General features: G+C 67.2%; 16 protein-coding genes. 13 read left to right on the top strand and 3 right to left on the bottom strand.

All coding sequences use genetic code 11. The features are described from left to right. Window positions 1–51 precede the first annotated feature (51 nt). The 8 genes from kynU to ACKN61_RS12090 all read left to right on the top strand — a co-directional run bounded on the left by kynU (window position 52) and on the right by ACKN61_RS12090 (window position 10,114). The gene (gene kynU / locus ACKN61_RS12125) at window positions 52–1,338 is read left to right on the top strand and encodes a kynureninase (protein ID WP_408953650.1); all 1,287 of its coding nucleotides are present in this window, start codon (window positions 52–54) and stop codon (window positions 1,336–1,338) included. Window positions 1,339–1,446: 108 nt separating this feature from the next. Beyond that, window positions 1,447–1,692 carry a GIY-YIG nuclease family protein gene (locus ACKN61_RS12120; RefSeq protein WP_408953649.1) on the top strand — a complete coding sequence of 82 codons (246 nt, stop codon included), beginning with the start codon at window positions 1,447–1,449 and terminating at the stop codon, window positions 1,690–1,692. 127 nt (window positions 1,693–1,819) lie between these two features. Continuing rightward, entirely contained in the window at window positions 1,820–3,190 is a 1,371-nt protein-coding gene (locus ACKN61_RS12115) for an FAD-dependent oxidoreductase (RefSeq protein ID WP_408953648.1), read from the top strand. A 4-nt stretch (window positions 3,191–3,194) separates the two neighbouring features. Then, on the top strand, window positions 3,195–4,646 hold the full coding sequence (gene sbcB, locus ACKN61_RS12110; RefSeq protein ID WP_408953647.1) for an exodeoxyribonuclease I: 1,452 nt from the start codon (window positions 3,195–3,197) through the stop codon (window positions 4,644–4,646). Window positions 4,647–4,689: 43 nt separating this feature from the next. Then, window positions 4,690–5,376 (top strand): DUF2461 domain-containing protein, encoded by a 687-nt coding sequence (locus tag ACKN61_RS12105; protein WP_408953646.1) that lies wholly within the window; start codon window positions 4,690–4,692, stop codon window positions 5,374–5,376. 971 nt (window positions 5,377–6,347) lie between these two features. Beyond that, window positions 6,348–7,517: an MFS transporter gene (locus ACKN61_RS12100; protein WP_408953645.1), complete on the top strand. Its 1,170-nt coding sequence runs from the start codon at window positions 6,348–6,350 to the stop codon at window positions 7,515–7,517. Window positions 7,518–7,676: 159 nt separating this feature from the next. After that, window positions 7,677–8,228, top strand: a complete 552-nt coding sequence (locus ACKN61_RS12095) for a DUF2939 domain-containing protein (RefSeq protein ID WP_408953644.1) — start codon at window positions 7,677–7,679, stop codon at window positions 8,226–8,228. Between the two features lie 1,364 nt (window positions 8,229–9,592). Beyond that, window positions 9,593–10,114, top strand: a complete 522-nt coding sequence (locus ACKN61_RS12090) for a CHRD domain-containing protein (RefSeq protein WP_408953643.1) — start codon at window positions 9,593–9,595, stop codon at window positions 10,112–10,114. A 56-nt stretch (window positions 10,115–10,170) separates the two neighbouring features. Here ACKN61_RS12090 and ACKN61_RS12085 read toward each other — a convergent pair whose 3' ends face one another. Beyond that, a complete protein-coding gene (locus ACKN61_RS12085; protein WP_031372348.1) occupies window positions 10,171–11,091 on the bottom strand; it encodes a 5'-nucleotidase in 921 nt (306 codons plus the stop codon). 186 nt (window positions 11,092–11,277) lie between these two features. Here ACKN61_RS12085 and ACKN61_RS12080 point away from each other — a divergent pair, with 186 nt between their 5' ends. The 5 genes from ACKN61_RS12080 (at window position 11,278) to ACKN61_RS12060 (ending at window position 16,542) form a co-directional block, all read left to right on the top strand. Beyond that, complete coding sequence (locus ACKN61_RS12080) at window positions 11,278–12,402, top strand: type 1 glutamine amidotransferase domain-containing protein (protein ID WP_408953642.1); 1,125 nt, start codon at window positions 11,278–11,280, stop codon at window positions 12,400–12,402. An 18-nt stretch (window positions 12,403–12,420) separates the two neighbouring features. Then, window positions 12,421–13,107, top strand: a complete 687-nt coding sequence (locus ACKN61_RS12075) for a response regulator transcription factor (protein ID WP_408953814.1) — start codon at window positions 12,421–12,423, stop codon at window positions 13,105–13,107. Next, a complete protein-coding gene (locus ACKN61_RS12070; protein ID WP_408953641.1) occupies window positions 13,104–14,453 on the top strand; it encodes a sensor histidine kinase in 1,350 nt (449 codons plus the stop codon). The genes ACKN61_RS12075 and ACKN61_RS12070 overlap by 4 nt, the downstream gene beginning before the upstream one ends. Window positions 14,454–14,576: 123 nt before the next feature. Next, window positions 14,577–15,986, top strand: a complete 1,410-nt coding sequence (locus ACKN61_RS12065) for an amino acid permease (protein ID WP_408953640.1) — start codon at window positions 14,577–14,579, stop codon at window positions 15,984–15,986. Between the two features lie 127 nt (window positions 15,987–16,113). Next, window positions 16,114–16,542 carry an NUDIX domain-containing protein gene (locus tag ACKN61_RS12060; RefSeq protein ID WP_408953639.1) on the top strand — a complete coding sequence of 143 codons (429 nt, stop codon included), beginning with the start codon at window positions 16,114–16,116 and terminating at the stop codon, window positions 16,540–16,542. A 6-nt stretch (window positions 16,543–16,548) separates the two neighbouring features. Here ACKN61_RS12060 and ACKN61_RS12055 read toward each other — a convergent pair whose 3' ends face one another. Then, on the bottom strand, window positions 16,549–17,322 hold the full coding sequence (locus ACKN61_RS12055; RefSeq protein ID WP_031372354.1) for an NAD kinase: 774 nt from the start codon (window positions 17,320–17,322) through the stop codon (window positions 16,549–16,551). 268 nt (window positions 17,323–17,590) lie between these two features. Next, window positions 17,591–22,696: an NAD-glutamate dehydrogenase gene (locus tag ACKN61_RS12050; RefSeq protein WP_408953638.1), complete on the bottom strand. Its 5,106-nt coding sequence runs from the start codon at window positions 22,694–22,696 to the stop codon at window positions 17,591–17,593. Window positions 22,697–22,756: the final 60 nt, after the last annotated feature.

The following is a 22,756-nucleotide window of genomic DNA, read 5'->3' as shown; positions in this document are numbered from 1 at the left end:
CCCCCTCGTCACTCATCTCTCATCACCGCTCCACGTTGCCAGGCCTTTCCCGTGACCGATCTGTCGTCCCCCGCCCATGCCGCCGCGCTCGACGCCGCCGACCCGCTGCCGACCCTGCGCGGCGAATTCCTGATTCCCCGCCACGGCGACGAGGAGCAGGCCTACTTCGTCGGCAATTCGCTCGGCCTGCAGCCGCGCGGCGCACGCGCGCACGTCGAAGAGGTGCTGGACAAGTGGGCGATGGAAGCGGTCGAAGGCCACTTCACCGGCCAGGCGCAGTGGATGCCGTATCACGAACTGGTGCGCGACCCGCTCGCACGCCTGGTCGGCGCCCACCCGGGCGAAGTGATCGCGATGAATTCGCTGACCGCCAACCTGCACCTGATGATGGTCAGCTTCTACCGGCCGACCCGCGAGCGCCCGGCGATCCTGATCGAAGCCGGTTCGTTTCCGTCCGACCGCTATGCCGTGGCTTCGCAGATCGCCTTCCACGGTTTCGACCCGGCCACCGACCTCATCGAGGTCGAGCCCGACGAACCCGGCGGGCTGATCTCGATGGCGACGATCGAACGCGCCATCGCCGAGCACGGCCCGCGCCTGGCCCTGGTGCTGTGGCCCGGCGTGCAATACCGCAGCGGCCAGGCCTTCGACCTGCCGGCGATCGTGCGCCTGGCGCATGCGCAGGGCGCGCTGTGCGGCTTCGACCTCGCCCACGGCGTCGGCAACCTCGAACTGCAGTTGCACGACAGCGGCGTGGATTTCGCGGTGTGGTGCCACTACAAGTACCTGAACTCCGGCCCCGGTGCGGTCGCCGGCTGTTTCGTCCACGCACACCACGCCCGCACCGACCGACCGCGCTTCGCCGGCTGGTGGGGTCACGAAACCTCGACCCGTTTCCGCATGGGGCCGGACTTCGTCCCGACCGCGGGCGCCGAAGGATGGCAGCTCAGCAACCCGCCGATCCTGGGCCTCGCTCCCTTGCGCGCATCGTTGGACCTGTTCGACCGGGTCGGTATGCCCGCTCTGCGCGAAAAGTCGCAGCGCCTGACCGGCTATCTGGAAGCGCTGATCCGCGAACGCCTCGCCGATACGCTCGATATCGTCACTCCCGCCGACCCGGCGCAACGCGGTTGTCAGCTGTCGTTGCGAGTGATCGGCGGCCGCGGCCTCAGCGGCCGCGCCGCCGGCCGCGACCTGTTCGACTATCTCGCCGCCAACGGCGTGCTCGGCGATTGGCGCGAGCCCGACGTGATCCGGATCTCGCCGGCGCCCTTGTACAACACCCACGCCGACGTGCTGCGCTTTGCCCGGGCGGTGGAAGCCTGGAGGGGCGATTGATTCTGGCTTCGTCCCACCTGGATCCGCTCAGGTCCGGCGAACCCTCCTACCGTCATTCCCGCGAAGGCGGGAATCCAAAGTGAGGTTGAAGTGTCCAGGTCGCCCGCCGTGTACCTCCTTGCAAGCGCGAAACGCGGCACCTTGTATACCGGCGTTACGAGCGACCTGATCCAACGCGTATGGCAACATCGCGAGCACCTGGCACAAGGCTTCACCGAACGCTATGGCGTCGATCGACTGGTTTGGTACGAACAGCACGAGACCATGGAAAGCGCCATTCAACGCGAGAAGAAAATAAAGAAATGGAACCGCGAATGGAAGATCCAACTGATCGAAGAGAACAATCCGGAATAGCGCGACTTATGGCAGGACATCGCGAGTACCGGCTGAAGCCTCTGGATTCCCGCCTTCGCGGGAATGACGGTATGAAGATCCACGGCTCCCTGCCCCTCCTCGCGCGACTCGCCATAGGACTCGCCGCTTGAACGCAAACATATACCCCAAGCACATCACCATCATCGGCGCCGGCCTCGCCGGCGCGCTGCTCGCCACCTTGCTGGCGCGGCGCGGCTGGGAGGTCGATGTCTACGAGAAGCGCGGCGATCCGCGCCTCAAGGGCTATCAGGGCGGGCGCTCGATCAATCTCGCCCTGGCCGAACGCGGCCGCCATGCGCTGCGCCTGGCCGGGGCCGACGATGCGGTCATGGCGCAGGCGGTGATGATGCGCGGGCGCATGGTGCATTTCCTCGACGGCCGCAGCGACCTGCAGCGCTACGGGCGCGACGACAGCGAAGTGATCTGGTCGGTGCACCGCGGCGAGTTGAATCTGATCCTGCTGCAGATCGCCGAGGACGCCGGCGCCCAGTTGCACTTCCATCGCGGCCTGCAATCGGTCGATTTCGAGCGCCGCCTGGCGGTGTTCCATGACGACCGCGACGACAGCGCACACGAGATCGTGTTCGACAGCCTGGTCGGCGCCGACGGCGCCGGCTCGGCCTTGCGCGGTGCGATGAAGCACGCGGTCGAATTGGGCGAACGCACCGAGTTCCTCGGCCATTCCTACAAGGAGCTGGAGATCCCGCCGTCGCCCGACGGCGGTTTCAGCATCGAGCCGAACGCCCTGCACATCTGGCCGCGCGGCCGCTACATGTGCATTGCCCTGCCGAACGACGAACGCACCTTCACCGTCACCCTGTTCCTGCCCAACGAAGGCGACCCGAGCTTCGAGACCGTGCGCAACGGCGCCGATGCGCGCGCCTTGTTCGAGCGCGACTTCGCCGACGCGGTGCCCTTGATCCCGCAACTCGAACAAGACTTCGAGCGCAACCCGGCCGGCCTGCTCGCCACCTTGTACCTGGACCGCTGGCACCTGGACGACCGCGCCGTGCTGCTCGGCGACGCCGCTCACGCGATGGTGCCCTTCCACGGCCAGGGCATGAACTGCGCCTTCGAGGACTGCGTCGCCCTGGCCGAGCGCCTGCTCGCCGACGACGACCGCGCCGCCGCCTTCGCCGCGTTCCAGGCCGAGCGCCTGCCGAGCGCGCGCGCGATCCAGGCTATGGCGCTGGAAAACTACCTGGAGATGCGCGACCGCGTCGACAACGACGACTACCTGCTGCAACGTGCTCTCGAGCACGAACTCGCCGAACGCCATCCCGAGCGCTTCATGCCGCGCTACGCCATGGTGACCTTCCACCGCATGCCTTACGAAGTGGCCTATGCCCGCGGCCTGCAGCAACGCGAGCTGCTGGTGGAACTGACCCGCGGCCACGACAGCCTGGCCACTCTCGACTGGCCGGCGGTCGACGCGCTGGTGCGCGAGCGTCTGTCGCCCCTGCCCGCGGACGATTGATCCCATGCCCGCCAGTTTTCTGTTCTACGACCTCGAAACCTTCGGCGCCGACCCGCGCACGACCCGCATCGCCCAGTTCGCGGCGATCCGCACCGACGCCGACCTGAATCCGGTCGAAGAGCCGATCAGCGTCTTCGTCAAGCCCGCCGACGACCTGTTGCCCTCGCCGGTGGCGACCCTGATCACCGGGATCGCGCCGCAGGACGCCCTGCGCGATGGCGTCAGCGAGGCCGAGATCTTCGCCCTGATCTCCGACGAAATGTCGCGACCGGAGACCTGCAGCGCCGGCTACAACTCGCTGCGCTTCGACGACGAGTTCGTCCGCTACGGCCTGTTCCGCAATTTCTACGATCCTTACGAACGCGAATGGCGCGGCGGCAATTCGCGCTGGGACCTGCTCGACGTGATGCGTCTCGCCCACGCCCTGCGCCCCGACGGCGTGGTCTGGCCGCAGCGCGAAGACGGCACCACCTCGTTCAAGCTCGAACACCTCGCCGAGGCCAATGGCGTGCGCGAAGGCGATGCCCACGAAGCCTTATCGGACGTACGCGCCCTGATCGGCATCGCGCGCAAGTTCAAGACCGCGCAGCCGAAGCTGTGGGAGTACGCCCTGCGCCTGCGCGACAAGCGCTTCGCCGCGACCTTGCTCGACACCATCGCGATGACCCCGGCCCTGCACGTCTCGCAGCGCTATCCGGCCAGCCGCCTGTGCGCGGCGCCGGTGATCCCACTGGCGCGGCATCCGCGCATCGACAACCGCGTGCTGGTGTTCGACCTGATACAGGACCCGGCGGCGCTGTTGCGGCTGGCGCCGGACGAGATCGCCGACCGCTTGTACACGCCGACCGCCGACCTGCCTGAAGGCGAGGAACGCGTCGCGCTCAAGGAAGTGCATCTGAACCGCTGCCCGGCGCTGATCGCCTGGAACCACCTGCGCCCGGCCGATTTCGAGCGTCTGAGCATCGACCCGGCCCAGGTCGAGTACCGCGCCGCGCAGATCCGCGAAGCCGGTCCGGAACTGGTCGAGAAGGTCCGCCGCGTCTACGCCAACGACCGTGCCCGCGAGCCGTCCGACGTCGACGCCTCGTTGTACGACGCCTTCATCGGCGACGGCGACAAGCGCCTGTTCCGCCAGGTTCGCACCACCCCGCCGCCGGCGCTGGCCCAGGCGGCTTTCGATTTCCGCGACGCGCGCTTGCCCGAGCTGTTGTTCCGTTATCGCGCCCGCAACTGGCCGCAGACTCTGGACGCGCAAGAGCGCGAACGCTGGGACGACTACCGCCGCCACCGCCTGTACGACGAGGCCGGCCTGTCGGAGTACAGCTTCGCGCGTTTCCACGCCGAACTCGCCCAGACCCGCGCACTCGCCGGCGCCGAGGGCGGCAAACAGGCCTTGCTCGACCGCCTCGAAGCCTGGGCCCGCGACATCGACGCCGGCCTCAAGCCGGCCCTGTGATACTGACCGTCCCCCGTTACGAGCAAGCCCAAGAGCCCGCCGCATGAGCCGCTATTTTTCCGAAGCCAGCTTCAAGTTCCTGCGTTCGCTGGCGCGTCACAACAACCGCGAATGGTTCCATGCCCACAAGCCCGATTTCGAGAGCCATGTGCGCGAACCCTTCCTGCGCCTGTTGACCGACCTGCAACCGGTCCTGGCCGAAGTCAGCCCGCATTACCGCTCCGAGCCCAAGAACGTCGGCGGTTCATTGTTCCGCATCCAGCGCGACACCCGTTTCGCCAACGACAAGGCGCCGTACAAGACCCACCAGGGCGCGCGGCTGTTCCACGAGCGCGGCCGCCAGATCGAAGCGCCGTCGTTCTACATCCACCTGGAAGGCGGCAACTGTTTCATCGCCTCCGGCGTGTGGCACCCGCAGCCCGACTCTTTGCGCAAGATCCGTCACTTCGTGCTCGACAACCCGGGCAGTTGGAAGGCCGCTGCGCACGACCCGAAGTTCCGCAAGCGCTACGACCTCGACGACAGCGAAATGCTGACCCGCGCCCCGCGCGGTTTTCCCGCCGACTTCGAGTTCGCCGACGACCTGAGGCGCAAGAATTTCGTCGCCTTGCGGGCCATCGACGACGAGACCATGACCGGGCCGCGCTTGCTGAAGACCCTGGAGAAGGATCTGGCCGGGCTGGCGCCGTTCACCGATTACCTGTGCGCGGCGTTGGATCTGGAGTTCTGATTTTCGGGTTTTGATCGTAGTTCGTGGCGGCGCCGACAAGTGAGGCGGCGCGGTCGCGGCTTGTGACCGAAGGAAATCCAGTAGGACGCCGCTCCTACTCAACAGGGGTTGCGGTTGCATCTGTGACGGCCGTTGCCGTTGCCGTTGCCGTTGCCGTGATTTTGATCTGCTTTGCTGCTTTGCCGGTCAAGTGGAGACCCGGAGGGCGCCGCACAGGACGTGCGGCGTTTTCCGATAAGACAGGGACGTCTTATCGGAAAATCCCGGCGCGGGCATCGCACTCGTGGCCTGTGCCCTTGCAAGGAGAGCCCTTTTCTTTGGTTACATTTCTTTTGGGCTTAGCAAAAGAAAGTAACCCGACCGCGTAGCGGACGGAAGCTCTGCTCTTTCTTGAAGGGTTGTGCCGGAGGCCGGCAGAGCGTGGTCGCAACTTACGTCGCTCCTACAGGGGTACTTCGCACTTGCCTGTGGCTTTAATGGAAGCAAGACCAAACGATAAAAGCTTCCGCCACTAAAGCGGCGGGTAACTTTCTTTTGTCTAAAGCAACAAAAGAAAGTAACCAAAGAAAAATGCTTTTGCTTTGAATCACAGGCCCGCACGAGCGATGCCTCCGCAGGGATTTTTCATACGGGACATCCCTGTCCCGATGAAAAACGGCCCGCATCCATGCGGGCCGCCCTCCGGGTCTTCGATTGCCTTCGCTAGTGCGAAGCTACGCACAGCAACGGCAACGGCAACAGCAACCCCCCTAGCGTCGCTGCTCTTGGGTAGGAGCGGCGCAAGCCCCGATCGAAGAAACTGCGATGCCTCGAACGCTCACCGCCCCTCAGGTCCGGCCTATCGATCCGACACCTCATAGCCCGGCCTGACCGACCGAAAAAAACCTCCCGAAACCGCGCCCCACGGCAACCGAATCCCACACCGCTTCCGGTATCGTGAGCGGCATCCGCCGCGCCTCGCCGAGCCTCACTTGTCCACCGCCGAATTCCGCCGCTACGCCCTGTTCTACCTCGGCTACTTCGGCATGCTCGGTGCCTATACGCCCTATATCGGGCGCTGGGTCAGCGCCAACGGTCACGGCGGTTATGCGGTCGGAGCGATGCTCGCGCTGTGGTACGGCGGACGCATCCTGGCGCCGCCGACCTGGGCGCGGCAGGTCGCGCGCAGCCGGGCGCCGGGGCATTGGCTGGTCGCCGGCTGCCTGCTGGCGCTGGCGACGTTCGCCGGCTTCGCCCGCTTCGACGGCGGCGTGATGTTGTTCGTGGTGATGGGAGCGTTCGCGCTGTTCTTCAACGCGGTGATGCCGCAGTTCGAGGCGATGACCCTGAACGCGCTAGGCACGCGCAATCACGACTACGGCAAGATCCGCATGTGGGGCTCGGTCGGCTTCCTGATCGTCGCGGCGAGCTACGGCTGGTTGCTCGACCGGCTAGGCAACGACGCCTTCGTCTGGTTGAGCCTGCCCTGGCTGGTGCTGACCGTCGCCGCAGCCTGGCTGCATCGCGGCGATCCGCCCTCGCCGGCGCCGCTCGAAGGCACGCCGCGCGAGCGTCTGTGGCGCCGTCCCGGCACGCGCCGTCTGCTCGGCACCGTGCTGCTCGTGCAGTTGGGCTTCGGGCCGTTCTACGTGTTCTACACCCTGCAGTTGCAGGCTCACGGCCACGACGGTTTCACCGTCGGCCTGCTGTGGGCGATCGGGGTGGTGTGCGAGATCCTGATGTTCTGGCAGGCGCCGCGGCTGGTGCAGCGCTTCGGTGCGCATCGCCTGATCGCGGCCTGCATCTTCGCGACCGCGCTGCGCTGGGTATTGGTGGCCTGGTTCGCCGATTCCTTCGCCTGGATGGCGCTGGCGCAGACCGGCCATTCGTTGAGCTTCGCGGCGTTCCACGCCGGCTGCATGCGGCGCATGGCCGAATTGTTCCCGGCGCGCCACGACATGGCGTCGGCGCAGGGCATGCTGTCCGGCTTCAGCGGCGGCATCGGCGGCGTGCTCGGCGCCGGCATGGCCGCATTGGCCTGGCAGCACGGCGGTGGCACGGCGGCGTTCATGGCCGGCTCGGTCTGCTCGGTGGCTGCTCTGGCGCTGCACCTGGCCGCGCAACGCTACGCGCGCGATCCGCGCCCGGCCGAGACCGCCTGAGCCGCGCGCCCTTATCCCGTTCACGCAGAGGGTCGGGACGGGGGCCGATGACGTTCTCCCACCTCTCGGAGAAGCAGTTAGTTCCGGCACCGCCCCGTCTCTTAAGCCAAGGTAAGGCCAAGGCCGTTACTCTGGCGGTCCGTCACCTGGATCGCCGCAATGAAGAAATGGATAGCTCTGTTGGTCCTGGCCCTGGTCCTGTTGCTCGGCTATGTCGCCGCCGGACCGTTCCTCACCGTCAACGCCATCCGCAGCGCGGTCAAGGAGCGCAACGCCGGCGAGCTCAGCAAGCATGTCGACTTCGCCGCGCTGCGCCTGAGCCTGAAAGCGCAAGTCGACGACTATATCGTCCGCCGCGCCGGCCCCGAGCTGCAGTCGAATCCGCTCGCCGCGCTCGGCCTGAGCCTGGCCAGCGGCGTCGCCGGCACCGCGGTCGATGCGATCGCCACCCCGGTCGGCATCGGCGCGGTGCTCGAAGGCCGCAATCTGCTGCGACGCCTGGATCCGTCGGCGCCGCGCCGCGACGCCTATGCGCAAGTGCCGCCGGCGGAACCGCTCAAGCATCCGAGCTATCGCTTCGAATCGCCGTCGCGCTTCACCGCTACGGTCAACAACGCCGACGGCGACCCGGTGGTGTTCGTATTGACCCGCGACGGCCTGAAGTGGCGGGTCACCGACGTGCGCCTGCCGCTGGAAAAGATGCTGCCCTGAAACAAAAACGCCGGCGACGACAGCCTTCAACGGCCGGGCCGCAGCGAGCTTGAACAGCGCCTCCCGTTGCGAGGCGCTTTCGGCAGCCCCAGGGCAGGAGCGGCGTCCTACTGGATTTCCTTCGGTCACAAGCCGCGACCGCGCTGCGATGGTCTTGCGGCGCCTCTTTCAAGCAAGATCAACATCAAACGCCAAGAGCTTCCGCCACTAAAGCGGCGGGTTACTTTCTTTTGTCAAAAGCAACAAAAGTCCTCTGGATTCCCTTCGGTCAAAGGTAACCAAAGAAGTTGCTTCTCTTTGAATCACAGGCCCGCACGAGCGGTGCATGCGCAGGGCTCTACATACGGGACATCCCTGTCCCGATGAAAAACGGCGCGCATCCCTGCGCGCCGCCCTGCGGGTCTTCGATTGCCTTCGCGAGTGCCAGACGACGCACAGCAACAGCAGCAACAGCTAACGACAACGGCAACAGCAGGCAACGCTGCTCTTGGGTAGGAGCGGCGCGAGTCGCGACCGCGTTCGTTCAGCCTCTATCGTCGGCCGGGATAGGTGCCCATGTCTCAACCGTGACGCCGTTGCCGTTGCCGTTGCCGTTGCCGTTGCCGTTGCCGAGATTTTGATCTGCCTTGCCGCTTTACCGGTCAAGTGGAGACCCGGAGGGCGCCGCACAGGACGTGCGGCGTTTTCCGATAAGACAGGGACGTCTTATCGGAAAATCCCGGCGCAGGCACCGCACTCGTGGCCTGTGCCCTTGCAAGGAGAGCCCTTTTCTTTGGTTACCTTTCTTTTGGGCTTAGCAAAAGAAAGTAACCCGGCCGCGTCAGCGGACGGAAGCTCTGCTCTTGCCTGTGGCTTCTGAAGAAACAAGATCAAACGCCAAAAGCTTCCGCCACTAAAGCGGCGGGTAACTTTCTTTTGTCTAAAGCAACAAAAGTCCGTCTGGATTCCCTTCGGTCAAAGTCACCAAAGAAGTTGCTTTGTTTTGAATCACCAGCCCGCACGCGCGATGCCGACGCAGGGATCTACATACCGGACATCCCTGTCCCGACGAAAAACGGCGCGGATCCTTGGGCGCCGCCCTCCGGGTCTTCTATGGCCTTCGCTAGTGCGAGGCGACGCACAGCCACGGCAGAAGCAAAATCGTTACGGCAACGGCAGTTTTGACAGTGCCGTGCCGTTGCCATTGCTGCATAGGCTTGCGCGGGGCGTGGCGCCTGCACGAATCGAGCCAGAAACCCGGGTATTTCTGGCACGTTTGATGCCGGGAATATTTTCACCCGCGGCTAACGGCGCTGGGAGCAGCGTCCGATCGGACGCGTATCGCGTCCGCCCGCAATGCGGGAACGATCCACGAGGACGACGACATGAAACGCATCGCTGCGTTTGCGATGGTCGCGTTGCTTCCGCTTGTTTCAGCGCAGGCCGAACACCGCGAGTTCCGCGCAGTCCTGGAAGGCAGCCAGGAAGTTCCGCTGGTCTCCACCGGCGCCAGCGGCGGGTTCCGCGCCCGCATCGGCGACGGCGGCACGATCCACTACCAGCTCTCGTATTCCGGTCTCGAAGGCGACGTCACCCAGGCGCATATCCACGTGGGCCAGCGCAGCGTCAACGGCGGCATCGCCGTGTGGCTGTGCTCGAACCTGGCCAGCCCGCCGACGCCCGCGGGCGTACAACCGTGTCCGCCGCCACCGGCGACCATCCAGGGCGTGATCATGGCCGCCGACGTGGTCGGCCCGGCCGGCCAGGGCATCGCCGCCGGCGAGTTCGAGGAATTGTTGCGTGCGCTGCGCGGCGGCAACGCCTATGCGAACGTGCACACCAGCAAATTCCCGGGCGGCGAGGTGCGCAGCCAACTGGGTCATCGCCACAACGGCCACGACGATTGAGCGAGCGGTTCCAGCCCGGGCGCTTGCGCTGAGCTTCTCGGGCCAACCAGGAACGGTTAGCGGTTAGCAACCCCGTGCGGCACATGCCCCGCGGCGACGTGGTCGCGCGCCGACAGGATGTTGTGCTCGGAATCGTCGAAGAAGATGTCGGCGCCGAAAGCTTCCAGGAACGGCCCCTTGGGCCGGCCGCCGAGGAACAGCGCCTCGTCGAGACGGATGCCCCACTCGCGCAGGGTACGGATCACCCGCTCGTGCGCCGGCACCGAACGCGCGGTGACCAGGGCGGTGCGGATCGGCGCGTCCTGGCCGACCGGGAAGGCCTTCTGCAAGCGATGCAGGGCATCGAGGAAGCCGCGGAACGGGCCGCCGGAGAGCGGTTCGCCGGCATGGCTGCGCTCGTGCTCGGCGAACGCGGCCAGGCCGCCCTCGCGCGAGACCCGCTCGCCCTCGTCGTCGAAGATCACCGCGTCGCCGTCGAAGGCGATACGCAACTGGTCCGGGCGCAGATGCGGCGCCAGCCGCGACGGCGGAATCGCCGGCAACAAAGTCGCCGCGGCGACACCGGCAGCGAGCGCGGCGCTGACGTCTTCGGCATTGGCCGAGAGGAACAGATCGGCGCCGAACGGACGGATGTACGGAAACGGCGGCGCGCCGTTGCTGAACGCCGCACGCTTGATCGACAGGCCGTGATGGGCGATCGAATTGAAGATGCGCAGGCCGCTGTCGGCGGAGTTGCGCGAGATCAGGATCACCTCGACCCGCGGCGCCTCCGGCGGCGCGCCTTGGTTGAGCGCCAGCAATTTGCGCACCAGCGGAAAGGCGACGCCGGGACGCAGAAAGTCGTCCTCGTGCTCGCGCTGGAAGTCGGCGTAGGCGTCGATGCCCTCACGCTCGAACAGCGTATGGCTCTCTTCCATGTCGAACAGGGTGCGCGAGGAAATCGCGACGATCAACGGGTCGGCATCACGGTCAGGCATGCCGTCATTGTGCCCTGTCGCGCGCCACGCAGATAGGACGGACTGCCCCATGTCGGGCCCCGCCGGTCGTCGTGGGCGCAAGCGGAGCGCTCACGGCTGCGTATGGCCGGGCCCGCTTCGATGCCGTTTGAAGTTTGCTTCACAGGCGCTCGCGAGACTGGCCCTCCTTCATTCGCAGTCCTCGCCATGAACCTCCGATTCCCGTCTGTGCGCCAGTTGACCCTGGGCCTGCTGCTGGCGTGCTCCGGCACCGGCATCGCCCAAGCCGCCGACAAGGTCCTGATCGTGGTCAGCAGCGAAGGCCGCGACCAGGGCAAGACCCGGCCCGGCTATGAGATGGACGAGTTCGCCCAGGCCTATCTGATCTTCCGCGACAACGGCCTGGCGGTGGACGTCGCCAGCCCGCGCGGCGGCGCCGCCGAGGCCGACAAGTACGACCCGAAGCTCGCCTTCAATGCACGCCTGCTCGAAGAAGGCCACGGCCTGAACCAGTTGAACACGACCCTGGCCACCTCGGCCGCACGCGCCGAGGACTACGCCGCGGTCTACGTGGTCGGCGGCAAGGGCGCGATGTTCGATCTGCCCGACGACCCGGCACTGAAGAAACTGCTCGCCGAGGTGTACGAACGCGGCGGCGTGGTCGCCGCGGTCTGCCACGGCCCGGCCGCCTTGGTCGACGTGCGTCTCGACGATGGTTCCTATCTGGTCGCCGGCCGCGCCTTGACCGGTTTCAGCAACGAGGAAGAAGCGATCTTCGGCAAGCGCTGGGCCAGGCAGTTCCGCTTCCAGCTCGAAGACGCCCTGCGCGAACGCGGCGCACGCTGGCAGGAAGCGCCCTTGATGATGCCGGGGCTGGCTGTCGACGGCCGCTTGATCACCGGGCAGAACCCCTACTCCACTCCGGCCGTCGCCGAAGCCATCGTCGCCGCGCTCGGGCGCACGCCGGTCGCGCGCACGCCCTGGCGCGACGAACGCAGCCTGGCCCTGGTCGAGCGTTTGCTCGCCGGCGAGCGCGAGGCCGCGCACAAAGCGCTCGCCGACGAGCCGGACGCCTACCACGTGCAGTTGATCGGGTTGATCGGTTATTACCAGTTGCAGGCGCATCCCGAGCCGGCCCGCACCCGCGCCGCCCTGGCGATCATGCAGTTGGCGGCGCCGTACATGCCCGAACCGCAATTGCGCCTGGGCATGGCCGAAGCGCATTGGCGGCTCGGTGACGAAGCCCAGGCACGGGCCATGGTCGGCGAGGTGCTGGTCAGCCACCCGGACATGGCCGATGCTAAGCGCCTTCTCGAACGGATCGACGGCTGAGCGCTGATGCACGACCGCTTGCGCATCCTCGTGATCGAAGACCACCTGGCCCTGCGCGCGGCCATGGCGGCGATGTTCGAATCGCACGGCCACGCCGTCGATTTCGCCGCCGACGGCCGCACCGGCCTGCAGTTGGCCCTGAGCGATCCGCCCGACGTGTTGGTGCTCGACCTGACCCTGCCCGGCCTCGACGGCTTGCGCGTGTGCGCGGAACTGCGCGCACGCGCCGACCGCCACGTGCCGATCCTGATGCTGACCGCACGCGACGGCCTCGACGACAAATTGCGCGGTTTCGAGGCCGGCGCCGACGACTATCTGGTCAAGCCCTTCGCCGGCGAAGAATTGCTCGCGCGCTGTCTGGCCCTGTCGCGCCGGCATCGCGCGGGCGAGCCGCACGACCTGCGCATCGGCAGCTTGAGCATCGACCGCCGCAGCGGCGAAGTGCGGCGCCAAGGGCGCGCCCTGGAACTGCAGCACACCCCCTTGCGGATCCTGACCATCCTCGCCGAAGCCTGGCCGCGCACCCTGACCCGCAGCGAGCTGATCCAGCGCCTGTGGGGCGATGTGCCGCCGCAATCGGATCCGCTGCGTTCGCACCTGTATCTGTTGCGGCAGGCGCTGGACAAGCCGTTCGCGCGGCCGATGCTGCGCACCGTGCACGGCGTCGGCTTCAAGCTCGAAAGCGACGAGGACGCGACGCCGTGAGCGCCACGCCGAAACGACCGAAGCGGCGCCTGCGCAATCGCCTGATGCTCGCTTTCGCCGGCTTCGCCCTGTCGGTCGCGGCCTTGTTCGGGTTGTATGCGGTGGCCTTCATGTACGCGACCGAAGACGCCTTCTTCGAGTCGATGCTCGAACAGGAAGCCGAGGCGCAGTTGCGCCGGCACGCGCTCGACGGCGCTTGGGCCGAGCCGCAACAAGCCTTCATGCGCGTCTACCCGGACACGCAACATTTCCCCGCCGATCTGCTCGCCGCGCGCGAGTCCGAGCCCTGGCGTTCGGAATTCGCCGGCCGCGACGGCCGCCATTACCACGTCAAGGCGCTGCAGCCGCCGGCGCCGGCGCAAGGCGCCTGGCTGGTCGCCGAGGTCAGCCGGCAACTGGTGGTGCGGCCGATGCGCGACCGCATCCTGCAATGGCTGGGCTGGTCGGCGTTGGCCGTGGTCGGCCTGGCCTTGGCGCTCGGCGCCTGGCTGGCGCGGCGCAGCACCGCACCGCTGTCGCGCCTGGCCGCGCTGGTCGACAGCATGGCGCCGAACCGCTGGCCGCAACGCATCGCCGCGGGTTTTCCCGACGACGAGGTCGGCGTGCTCGCACGCGGCCTGGATGCGATGACCGAACGCACCCAGGCCTTCATCGAGCGTGAACAGGCCTTCACCCGCGATGCCAGCCACGAACTGCGCACGCCGCTGGCGGTGATCCGCAGCGCCGGCGAACGCCTGCTGGCCGAGCCTGCCCTGTCCGCGGCCGGCCGCGAGCATCTGCTGCACCTGCGCCAATCGGCCTGGCAACTCGAACAGACGGTAACGACCCTGCTGACCCTGGCGCGCGAGGCGCCGTCGGTGTTGCCAAATGCGCCGATCGCGCTGTTGCCGGTGTTGGAACAAGTGGTGATCGAACAAGCGGTCTGGCTCGACGGCAAGCCGGTCGAGGTCGAGGTCGACGTGCACGGCGAGACGCGCATCGATCTGCCGCAGCCGGTGCTGCATATCCTGTTGTCGAATCTGATCGGCAATGCCTTCGCCCACACCGAATCCGGCACGGTCGACATCGGCATCGCCGGCGGACGCTTGCGCATCGCCAACCGCGGCCATCCGATCCCGGCCGAACTGCGCGAACGCCTGCACGAGCCCTTCCGCAAACGCGAAGGCAGCGCCGGCCTCGGCCTGGGCCTGGCGATCGTGCAGCGCCTGTGCGAACGCTACCGGGTCGACCTGCGCCTCGACGAGGAGGCCGGGGCGATGGTGGTGAGCCTCGCCGTGGCGGGCGCTGCGGGTTCGCCCCAGGGCGCGCCGGGGACGGCGGAAGGCTCAGCCGTGCGCTCGGACTAGCCGCGCGACAGCGGCGCCGGCCGGCCGATTCCTGCGGTTTAGGGCCGGAATCGCCGCAGGCCTCGTTGCCGACCGCGGCGACAAGGTATCGTTCCGCACCGCCTCATCGTCCGGACGCCCGACATGTCCCCAACCGAAGTCCCTGCCCGCACCGCCACGCTCATGAACGGCGCCGCCGCGTCCCAGCTCGGCCATGCCTTGAAGTCGCGCCAGTTGGTGATGATGGGCCTGGGCAGCGCGATCGGCGCCGGCCTGTTCCTCGGTTCGGGGGTCGGCATCCGCAGCGCCGGGCCGGCGGTGTTGCTGTCGTATCTGATCGCCGGTGCGCTGGTCATCATCGTGATGCGCGCGCTCGGCGAAATGGCCGCGGCGCGGCCGACCAGCGGCGCGTTTTCGGTGTATGCCGCCGACGCCATGGGGCCGACCGCCGGCGCCACCCTCGGCTGGTTGTGGTGGGCGCAGTTGGTGATCGTGATCGCGGCCGAATCGGTCGGCGCCGCCGGCCTGCTCGCCACGGTCTGGCCGCAATTGCCGGTGGCCTTGATGTCGCTGGTGTTCATGTCGGTGTTCACCGGCGTCAACCTGCTCGGCGTACGCAACTTCGGTGAGTTCGAGTTCTGGTTCGCGATCCTCAAGGTCGCCGCGATCCTGGCGTTCATCGCCATCGGGATACTGCTGGTCTGCGGCCTGTTGCCCAACGTGCCCTCGCCGGGGCTGTCGAACTTCTTCGACCACGGCGGCTTCGCACCGAAGGGTTGGGCCGGCGTCGGCGCGGCCTTGCTGGTGGTGGTATTCGCCTTCGGCGGCACCGAGATCGTCGCGGTCGCCGCGGCCGAAACCCAGGACCCTGAGCGCAGCATCACCCACGCCATCCGCACCGTGGCCTGGCGCATCCTGGTGTTCTACATCGGCTCGCTCGCGGTGATCATCGCGGTGGTGCCGTGGACCAGCGAGTCGTTGAATTCGCCGTTCGCCGCGGTGCTGGAAGTCGCGCGCATCCCCGGCGCGGCGACCGCGATCACCCTGGTCGCGGTGGTCGCTTTGCTGTCGGCGCTCAACGCCAATCTCTACGGCGCCTCGCGCATGATTTATTCGCTGGCCGAACGCGGCGAAGCGCCGCGCGCGCTCGCCCACCTCAGCCGCAGCCGCGTGCCGACCGTCGCGGTGCTGGCCAGCGTGGCCTTCGGCTTCGTCGCCACCGCGCTGGAGCTGCTGTATCCCGACAAGGTGCTGCCGGCGCTGTTGAACGTGGTCGGCTCGACCTGTTTGCTGGTGTGGGCGCTGTCGCTGGTCTCGCAGCTGATCCTGCGCCGCCGCGCCGACCGCGCCGGCACGGTGCTGCCGTTCAAGATGTGGGCCTTCCCTTACGTGACCTGGGCCGGCCTGGCGATCCTCGGCCTGGTGTTCGTGCTGGCGCTGTCGATCGAAGGCCCGCGTCTGCAGTTGCTGTCGACGATCGCCCTGACCTTGCTCATCGCCGCGGCCAGCGAAGTCGCACGCCGGATGCGCAGCAAAACCGTTAGTGGCAATTGACGTTAATTATGCCATTTAAATAATTGATATTTAGAGTTATTTATCTGTAACTTAAAGCGGTTTCGAGCAGGGTCGACTATCGTTCGCCTACCGGAGGAGCGCGCAGCAAGAAGGAGCGCCGCAAACGATGAGCGCAGGCGAACACGGCATCGATCTGGTCGGCGCCTTGCTGTGGCGCCAAGGCCGCGTGCTGTTGGGCCTGCGCGCCGCGCACAAGCGGTTGGCGCCGAATTGCTGGGACATGCTCGGCGGTCACGTCGAGGCCGGCGAGACGCCCGAACAAGCCCTGTGGCGGGAGCTGAAGGAGGAAGCCGGCATCGGCCCGCCCGTGCTCGCTAGGCCCGACCAGCACGCCGCGGCGGCAGCCAGCGTGGTCGCCGAATTCGCCTGCGACGGCCTGGTACTGCGCATCTACCGCGTCGAAGCCTGGGACGGCGAACCCGAGGCGCGAGGCGACGAGCATCAAGGCCTGCAGTGGTTCGCAGCGGCGCAAGCGGCGGCCCTGCCCGACCTGGCCGATCCGCGCCTGCGCGAGGTTCTGCTGCGGCTGGGCTGAGCCCGCTCAGCCGCTGGTGAACTGCTCGATCAGCATGCGCTCTTCGAGGTTGTGCTCGGGATCGAACAGCAAAGTGACGGTGCGGTCGCGCGACTCGCGGATCATCACCTCGACTACGTCGCGCACCTCGTGCGAATCGGCGGTGGCGCTGACCGGACGCTTGTAGGGGTCGAGGACGCGGAAGCGGATCTCGGTGTCGGCCTTGAGCAAGGCGCCGCGCCAGCGCCGCGGCCGGAACGCCGCGATCGGGGTCAGGGCGATCACCGCCGAGCCCAAGGGCAGGATCGGGCCGTGGGCGGAGAAGTTATAGGCGGTGCTGCCGGCCGCGGTCGCGACCAGCACGCCGTCGCAGATCAATTCGTCGAGCCGGGTCTGGCCGTTGAGATCGATGCGGATGTGCGCGGCCTGGCGGGTCTGACGCAGCAACGACACCTCGTTATAGGCCAGCGAACCGAAGGTCGCGCCCGACTCGGTCTGGGCGACCATTTCCAGCGGACGCAGCACCGCCGGCTCGGCCGCCTCCAGGCGTGCGAACAGGTCCTCGCCGTTGTGCTGGTTCATCAGGAAACCGACGGTGCCGAGCTTCATCCCGTACACCGGTTTGCCGAGGCCGCCATGGCGATGCAGGGTCTGCAGCATGAAGCCGTCGCCGCCGAGCGCGACCAGGACATCGGCCGCATCCGGCTCGTGCTGGCCATGGCGTGCGACGAGATCGGCGAGCGCCCGCTGGGCCTCGTCGGTGTGACTGGCGAGGAAGGCGATGCGTTGCGTCGCGGTCATCGGCGGCTCCGGAAGGATGCCGTCAGCATAACCCGGAGGGCGTGGCGGAATTCTGTTGCGTGTCGCCGGATTTTGGGGATGGACGCTACCAGAACGGCAACCGCATTCCCTTCTCCCGTTTACGGGAGAAGGTGCCCGAAGGGCGGATGAGGGCCTCTTGTTTGGATGCTGCTGTCGATGCCCGGCTCGTGCGCCCTCACCCCAACCCCTCTCCCGTCAACGGGAGAGGGGCTCAGAACAACGGCAGGCTATGGGCGTCGGCCCTCGATCAGCCGCGCGCAGCCAACTGCGACAGGCGCTGCACCGCGACCGACGCGGTCGGATAGTCCAGCGACTTCTGCGCGGCCAGCTCGTTGAGCATGGCCAGGGTGAAACGCAGCGAGACGTCGTCGCGGCCGAGCCAATGGGCGATCTTGGCGTCGGCGTTGGCGCCCGGCATCGACAGCACCTGGCCGACCAGGATGCGCTGCTGCGCGCCCAGCTCTTCGCGCAGCACGCCGCGCGCGACCGCATGCCAGCGGCCATCGACGGTCAGTGCGTCGATCTGTTCCTGCAACCACGGCAGGCGCAGCGCTTCGCCGAGGCGGAAGTGGACCTTGGCCACCTCGACCGGCTTGAGCTTGCGCTCGCGCGCCAGTTCGATGATGTCGCAGCTCGGTTCCAGGTACGGCAGCGCCGCCAGCTGGGCGGCCAGCGCTTCCGGCACGCCCTTGGCCTTCCAGTCGGCGAACGCGGCATCGTGCGCCGGACGCTGGCCGTCGCCGAGGATGCCGTGGCCGGCGCGGATGTTCTTGAAGCCGTCGTGGTAGCGCTCGACCGCGGTGGTGATGTCGGGGATCGTACCCGGACGCGACAGCAGCCAACGCGTGAACGAGCGCTGCAGGTTCCAGATCACCTGCAAGGCGTCGATCTGGGTCGACTCGGCCACCTTGCCGTCGAGCGCGTCGATCTGCGCCCACAAATCGCGCGCGTCGAGGGTCTCGCGGGTGATGGTGAAGGCCTTGGCGACCTCGCCCGGGGTGCGGCCGCTGTCTTCCTGCATGCGCAGCAGGAAGGTCGCGCCCATCCGGTTGATGGTCGAGTTGGTCACCGCGGTGGCGATGATTTCGCGCTTCAGGCGGTGGTTCTCCATCGCCTTGGCGTACTTGGTCTGCAGCGGCTGCGGGAAGTAACGCACCAGTTCCTTCGACAGGTACGGGTCTTCCGGCACGTCCGAGTCGAGCATCTGCTGGAATGCGACCAGCTTGGAGTACGACAGCAGCACCGACAGTTCCGGACGGGTCAGGCCCTGGCCGCGCGCCTTGCGCTCGGAGATCTCGGCGTCCGACGGCAGGAACTCGATCTGGCGATCGAGCAGGCCCTGCGCTTCGAGGGTGCGGATGAAGTGCTGCTTCGAGCCCAGGCGGGTCTGGCTCATCCGCTCCATCAGGCTGATCGCCTGGTTCTGGCGGTAGTTGTCGTTGAGCACCAGCTCGGCGACCTCGTCGGTCATCGAGGCGAGCAGCTTGTTGCGGTCCGGCAGGCTCAGCTTCTTCGCCTGCACCTGGCCGTTGAGCAGGATCTTGATGTTGACCTCGTGATCCGAGGTGTCCACGCCGGCCGAGTTGTCGATGAAGTCGGTGTTGAGCAGCACGCCGTGCTGAGCCGCCTCGATGCGGCCGAGCTGGGTCAGGCCGAGATTGCCGCCCTCGCCCACCACCTTGCAGCGCAGGTCGCGGCCGTCGACGCGCAGACCGTTGTTGGCGCGGTCGCCGACGTCGCTGTTGGTCTCGCCGCTGAACTTGACGTAGGTGCCGATGCCGCCGTTCCACAGCAGATCGACCGGCGACTTCAGGATCGCACTCATCAGCTCGACCGGGCTCATCGCGGCGATGCCGGCATCGATGCCGAGTGCGGCCTTGATCTCCGGCGACAGCGGGATCGACTTGGCCGAACGCGGGTACACGCCGCCGCCCTTGCTGATCAGCTTCTTGTCGTAGTCGTCCCAGCTCGAGCGCGGCAGCTTGAACATGCGCTCGCGTTCCTTGAACGTCTTCGCCGCGTCCGGGTTCGGGTCGAGGAAGATGTGGCGGTGGTCGAACGCGGCGATCAGGCGGATGTGCTCGGACAGCAGCATGCCGTTGCCGAACACGTCGCCGGACATATCGCCGATGCCGACCGCGGTGAAGTCCTGGGTCTGGCTGTCGCGGCCCATCGCGCGGAAGTGGCGCTTGACCGACTCCCACGCGCCCTTGGCGGTGATGCCCATGCCCTTGTGGTCGTAACCGACCGAACCGCCCGAGGCGAAGGCGTCGTCGAGCCAGAACTTGTGCTCGGCGGCGATGCCGTTGGCGATGTCGGAGAAGGTCGCGGTGCCCTTGTCGGCGGCGACCACCAGGTAGGGATCGTCCTGGTCGTGACGCACCACGTCGCGCGGCGCGACGATCTTGCCGTCGACGATGTTGTCGGTGATGTCGAGCAGGCCGTTGATGAACATCTTGTAGCAGGCGATGCCTTCGGCGAGCACGGCGTCGCGGTCGCCGCCGGCCGGCGGACGCTTGGCGAAGAAGCCGCCCTTCGAGCCGACCGGCACGATCACGGTGTTCTTGACCATCTGCGCCTTGACCAGGCCCAGCACCTCGGTGCGGAAGTCTTCGCGACGGTCCGACCAGCGCAGGCCGCCGCGGGCGACCGGGCCGAAGCGCAGGTGCACGCCTTCCACGCGCGGGCCGTAGACGAAAATTTCGCGGTACGGGCGCGGCTTGGGCAGGTCCGGCACCTGCGCCGAATCGAACTTGTAGCTGACGTAGCCGCGATCGGCGCCGTCGGCGGCGCGCTGGTAGTAGCTGGTGCGCAGGGTCGCGTTGATCACGCCGATGAAGCTGCGCAGGATGCGGTCTTCGTCGAGGCTGGAGACGCGGTCGAGCAGCGCCTTGATCGCATCGACCGTGGCCTTGGCCTGCTCGTCGCGCTTGCCGTTGCGCGCATCGATGACCGGCTTGACCGCGGCCATGACCGCGGCGTCGCCGCCCGACAGGGCGTGCAACTGCTGGACCAGCAGGTCCTGGCCGGCCTTGATCTCGGCCTTGCTCTCCTTGCCGGTGCAGGGGTCGAAGCGGGCCTCGAACAATTCCACCAGCAGGCGCGCGAGCAGCGGATAACGCGAGAAGGTTTCCTCGACGTAGCTCTGCGAGAACGGCACGCCGACCTGCAGCAGGTACTTGCAGTAGGCGCGCAGCATCGCGACCTGGCGCCAGGACAGGTTGGCGGTGAGGATCAGGCGGTTGAAGCCGTCGTTCTCGGCGTTGCCGCGCCAGATCTGCGCGAACGCGTCCTCGAAGTTCTCGTCGAGGCTGTCGATGTCGATGTCGTTGTTGGCGGTCTCGACCTCGAAGTCCTGGATGTAGACCGGCTGCTCGTCGACGCGCAGGCGGTAGGGGTGCTCGGAGATCACCCGCAGGCCCATGTTCTCCATCATCGGCAGCGCGTCCGACAGCGGAATGTCGTCGAGCTGGCGGTAGAACTTGAAGCGCAGGCCGCCCTCGCCCTGGCGCGTGCGGCACAGGCTCAGGCGCAGATCGTCCGGACCGGTCAGCGCGGCCAGGTGGGCGATGTCCTGGGCGGCGACGCCGGCCGAGACTTCCTCGATATAGCCCGCCGGCAAGGCGCGGCCGTAGCGGTTGGCCAGGGCCAGGCCCTGCTGCTCGCCGTGGCGCTGGACCAGCGCGTCGCGCAGTTCGTCCTGGCGGTTGCGCACGATCTCGGTCAGTTCGGCCTCGATCGCGACGTGGTCGATCTGAATCGCTTCGCCCGACTTCGGCCGCACGATCACGTGCATCTGCGCCAGCGGCGATTCGCCGATGTGCACGGTGGTGTCGATGTATTCGCCGTGCAGGCGGCGCTTGAGCATCGCCTCCACGCGCAGGCGCACGTCGGTGTTGAAGCGGTCGCGCGGGATGTAGACCAGGCCCGAGAAGAAGCGGCCGTAGCGGTCGCGGCGCAGGAACATCTTGCTGCGCACGCGCTCCTGCAGGCCGAGGATGCCCGAGGTGGTCTTGAACAGTTCCTCTTCGCTCGACTGGAACAGCTCGTCGCGCGGCAGGGTTTCCAGGACGTGGCGCAGGGCCTTGCCGCTGTGGCTGTCCGGGGCCAGGCCCGACTGCTCCATCACATAGGCATGGCGCTGGCGCACCAGCGGGATGTCCCAGGGACGGCGGTTGTAGGCGCTAGAGGTGTACAGGCCGAGGAAGCGCTTCTCGGCGACCGGACGACCCTTGTCGTCGAAGCTCAGCACGCCGATGTAGTCCATGTAGCCCGGACGATGCACGGTCGAGCGCGCATTGGTCTTGGTCAGGATCAGCGCATCGACCGAACCCGACTGCGGGATGTAGTGCGCGGCCAGCGAGGTCAGCGGACGCGGCTTGCCGGCGTCCTTGCCGCGCAGCAGGCCCAGGCCGCTGCCCTTGATCGCGCTGAGCACGTCCTGGCCGTCGTGCTTGATCACCTCGTACTCGCGGTAGCCTAGGAAGGTGAAGTGATTCTCGGCGGCCCAGTGCAGGAAGGCCTGCGCCTCGCGCTTGCCGTCTTCGTTGACCGGCATGCGCTCGCCGATCATGCCGTCGGCGACCTCGTTCATCTTGTCGCGCATCTGCGACCAGTCGCGGACGATCGCGCGCACGTCGGCAAGCACGGTTTCCAGCGCCTTCTTGGCCGAGACCATCGACTCATTGGTCAGGCGGTCGATTTCCAGGTGCATCAACGACTCGGGCACGCCCTGCCCGACCGAGACCAGCTTGCCGGCCTTGTCGCGCAGGAAGGTCACCACCGGATGGCCGAGCACGTGCACGCCGATGCCCTGGTCGGCCAGCGCCATGGTCACCGAATCGACCAGGAACGGCATGTCGTCGTTGGCGATCTGCAGCACCGTATGCGCCGATTCCCAGCCGTGCGTCTTCAGGGTCGGGTTGAACAGGCGCACCAGCGCCGAACCCGGCTTGCGGTCGCGTGCGTAGTCGAGGAAATCGGTCGCCAGCGCGGCCCAGCCGTCGGCCTGGTGCTGCGGCAGCTCGTCCAGGCTCATGCGCTTGTAGAACGCCTTGGCGAACGCCTCGGCCTCCGCGTGGCGCGCCTTCGGCAGGCGCTTGCGCATCGCGGCGACGATCGGCTCAAGCGAGACGCTGGCGCTCTGCGCCTCGACCTGCGCAACGCTCTTGGCGGCGGGCTTGGCGGTGACCGATTTGGCCGTGGCGCTCTTCGCGGCCGCGGGCTGGGTCGTAGCAGGCTTGCTTGCGGCAGGCTTCGCGGCGACGGTCTTGGCGGCGGGCTTGCCCGCTTTCTTGGCCGAGGCTGGTTTGGCGGGTTCCTGCTTGGACGCGGCTTTGGGTTTGTTGCTCATGGGAACTCTGAGGTCCGGATGGAATGAGGCCCACGCTTTCGCGCGGGCCAAGAGAAGTGG

The organism is Lysobacter sp. Hz25 (assembly GCF_046097045.1).
Taxonomy (GTDB): Bacteria; Pseudomonadota; Gammaproteobacteria; order Xanthomonadales; family Xanthomonadaceae; genus Lysobacter; species Lysobacter antibioticus_B.
This window is presented reverse-complemented; position numbering and strand designations above follow the sequence as displayed.

Bases quoted from the DNA above. Each gene is read 5' to 3' on its own strand.
- sbcB (WP_408953647.1), top strand. From the start codon at position 3,195: ATGCCCGCCAGTTTTCTGTTCTACGACCTCGAAACCTTCGGCGCCGAC.
- ACKN61_RS12105 (WP_408953646.1), top strand. From the start codon at position 4,690: ATGAGCCGCTATTTTTCCGAAGCCAGCTTCAAGTTCCTGCGTTCGCTG.
- ACKN61_RS12095 (WP_408953644.1), top strand. From the start codon at position 7,677: ATGAAGAAATGGATAGCTCTGTTGGTCCTGGCCCTGGTCCTGTTGCTC.
- ACKN61_RS12090 (WP_408953643.1), top strand. From the start codon at position 9,593: ATGAAACGCATCGCTGCGTTTGCGATGGTCGCGTTGCTTCCGCTTGTT.
- ACKN61_RS12085 (WP_031372348.1), bottom strand. From the start codon at position 11,091: ATGCCTGACCGTGATGCCGACCCGTTGATCGTCGCGATTTCCTCGCGC.
- ACKN61_RS12080 (WP_408953642.1), top strand. From the start codon at position 11,278: ATGAACCTCCGATTCCCGTCTGTGCGCCAGTTGACCCTGGGCCTGCTG.
- ACKN61_RS12065 (WP_408953640.1), top strand. From the start codon at position 14,577: ATGTCCCCAACCGAAGTCCCTGCCCGCACCGCCACGCTCATGAACGGC.
- ACKN61_RS12060 (WP_408953639.1), top strand. From the start codon at position 16,114: ATGAGCGCAGGCGAACACGGCATCGATCTGGTCGGCGCCTTGCTGTGG.
- ACKN61_RS12055 (WP_031372354.1), bottom strand. From the start codon at position 17,322: ATGACCGCGACGCAACGCATCGCCTTCCTCGCCAGTCACACCGACGAG.
- ACKN61_RS12050 (WP_408953638.1), bottom strand. From the start codon at position 22,696: ATGAGCAACAAACCCAAAGCCGCGTCCAAGCAGGAACCCGCCAAACCA.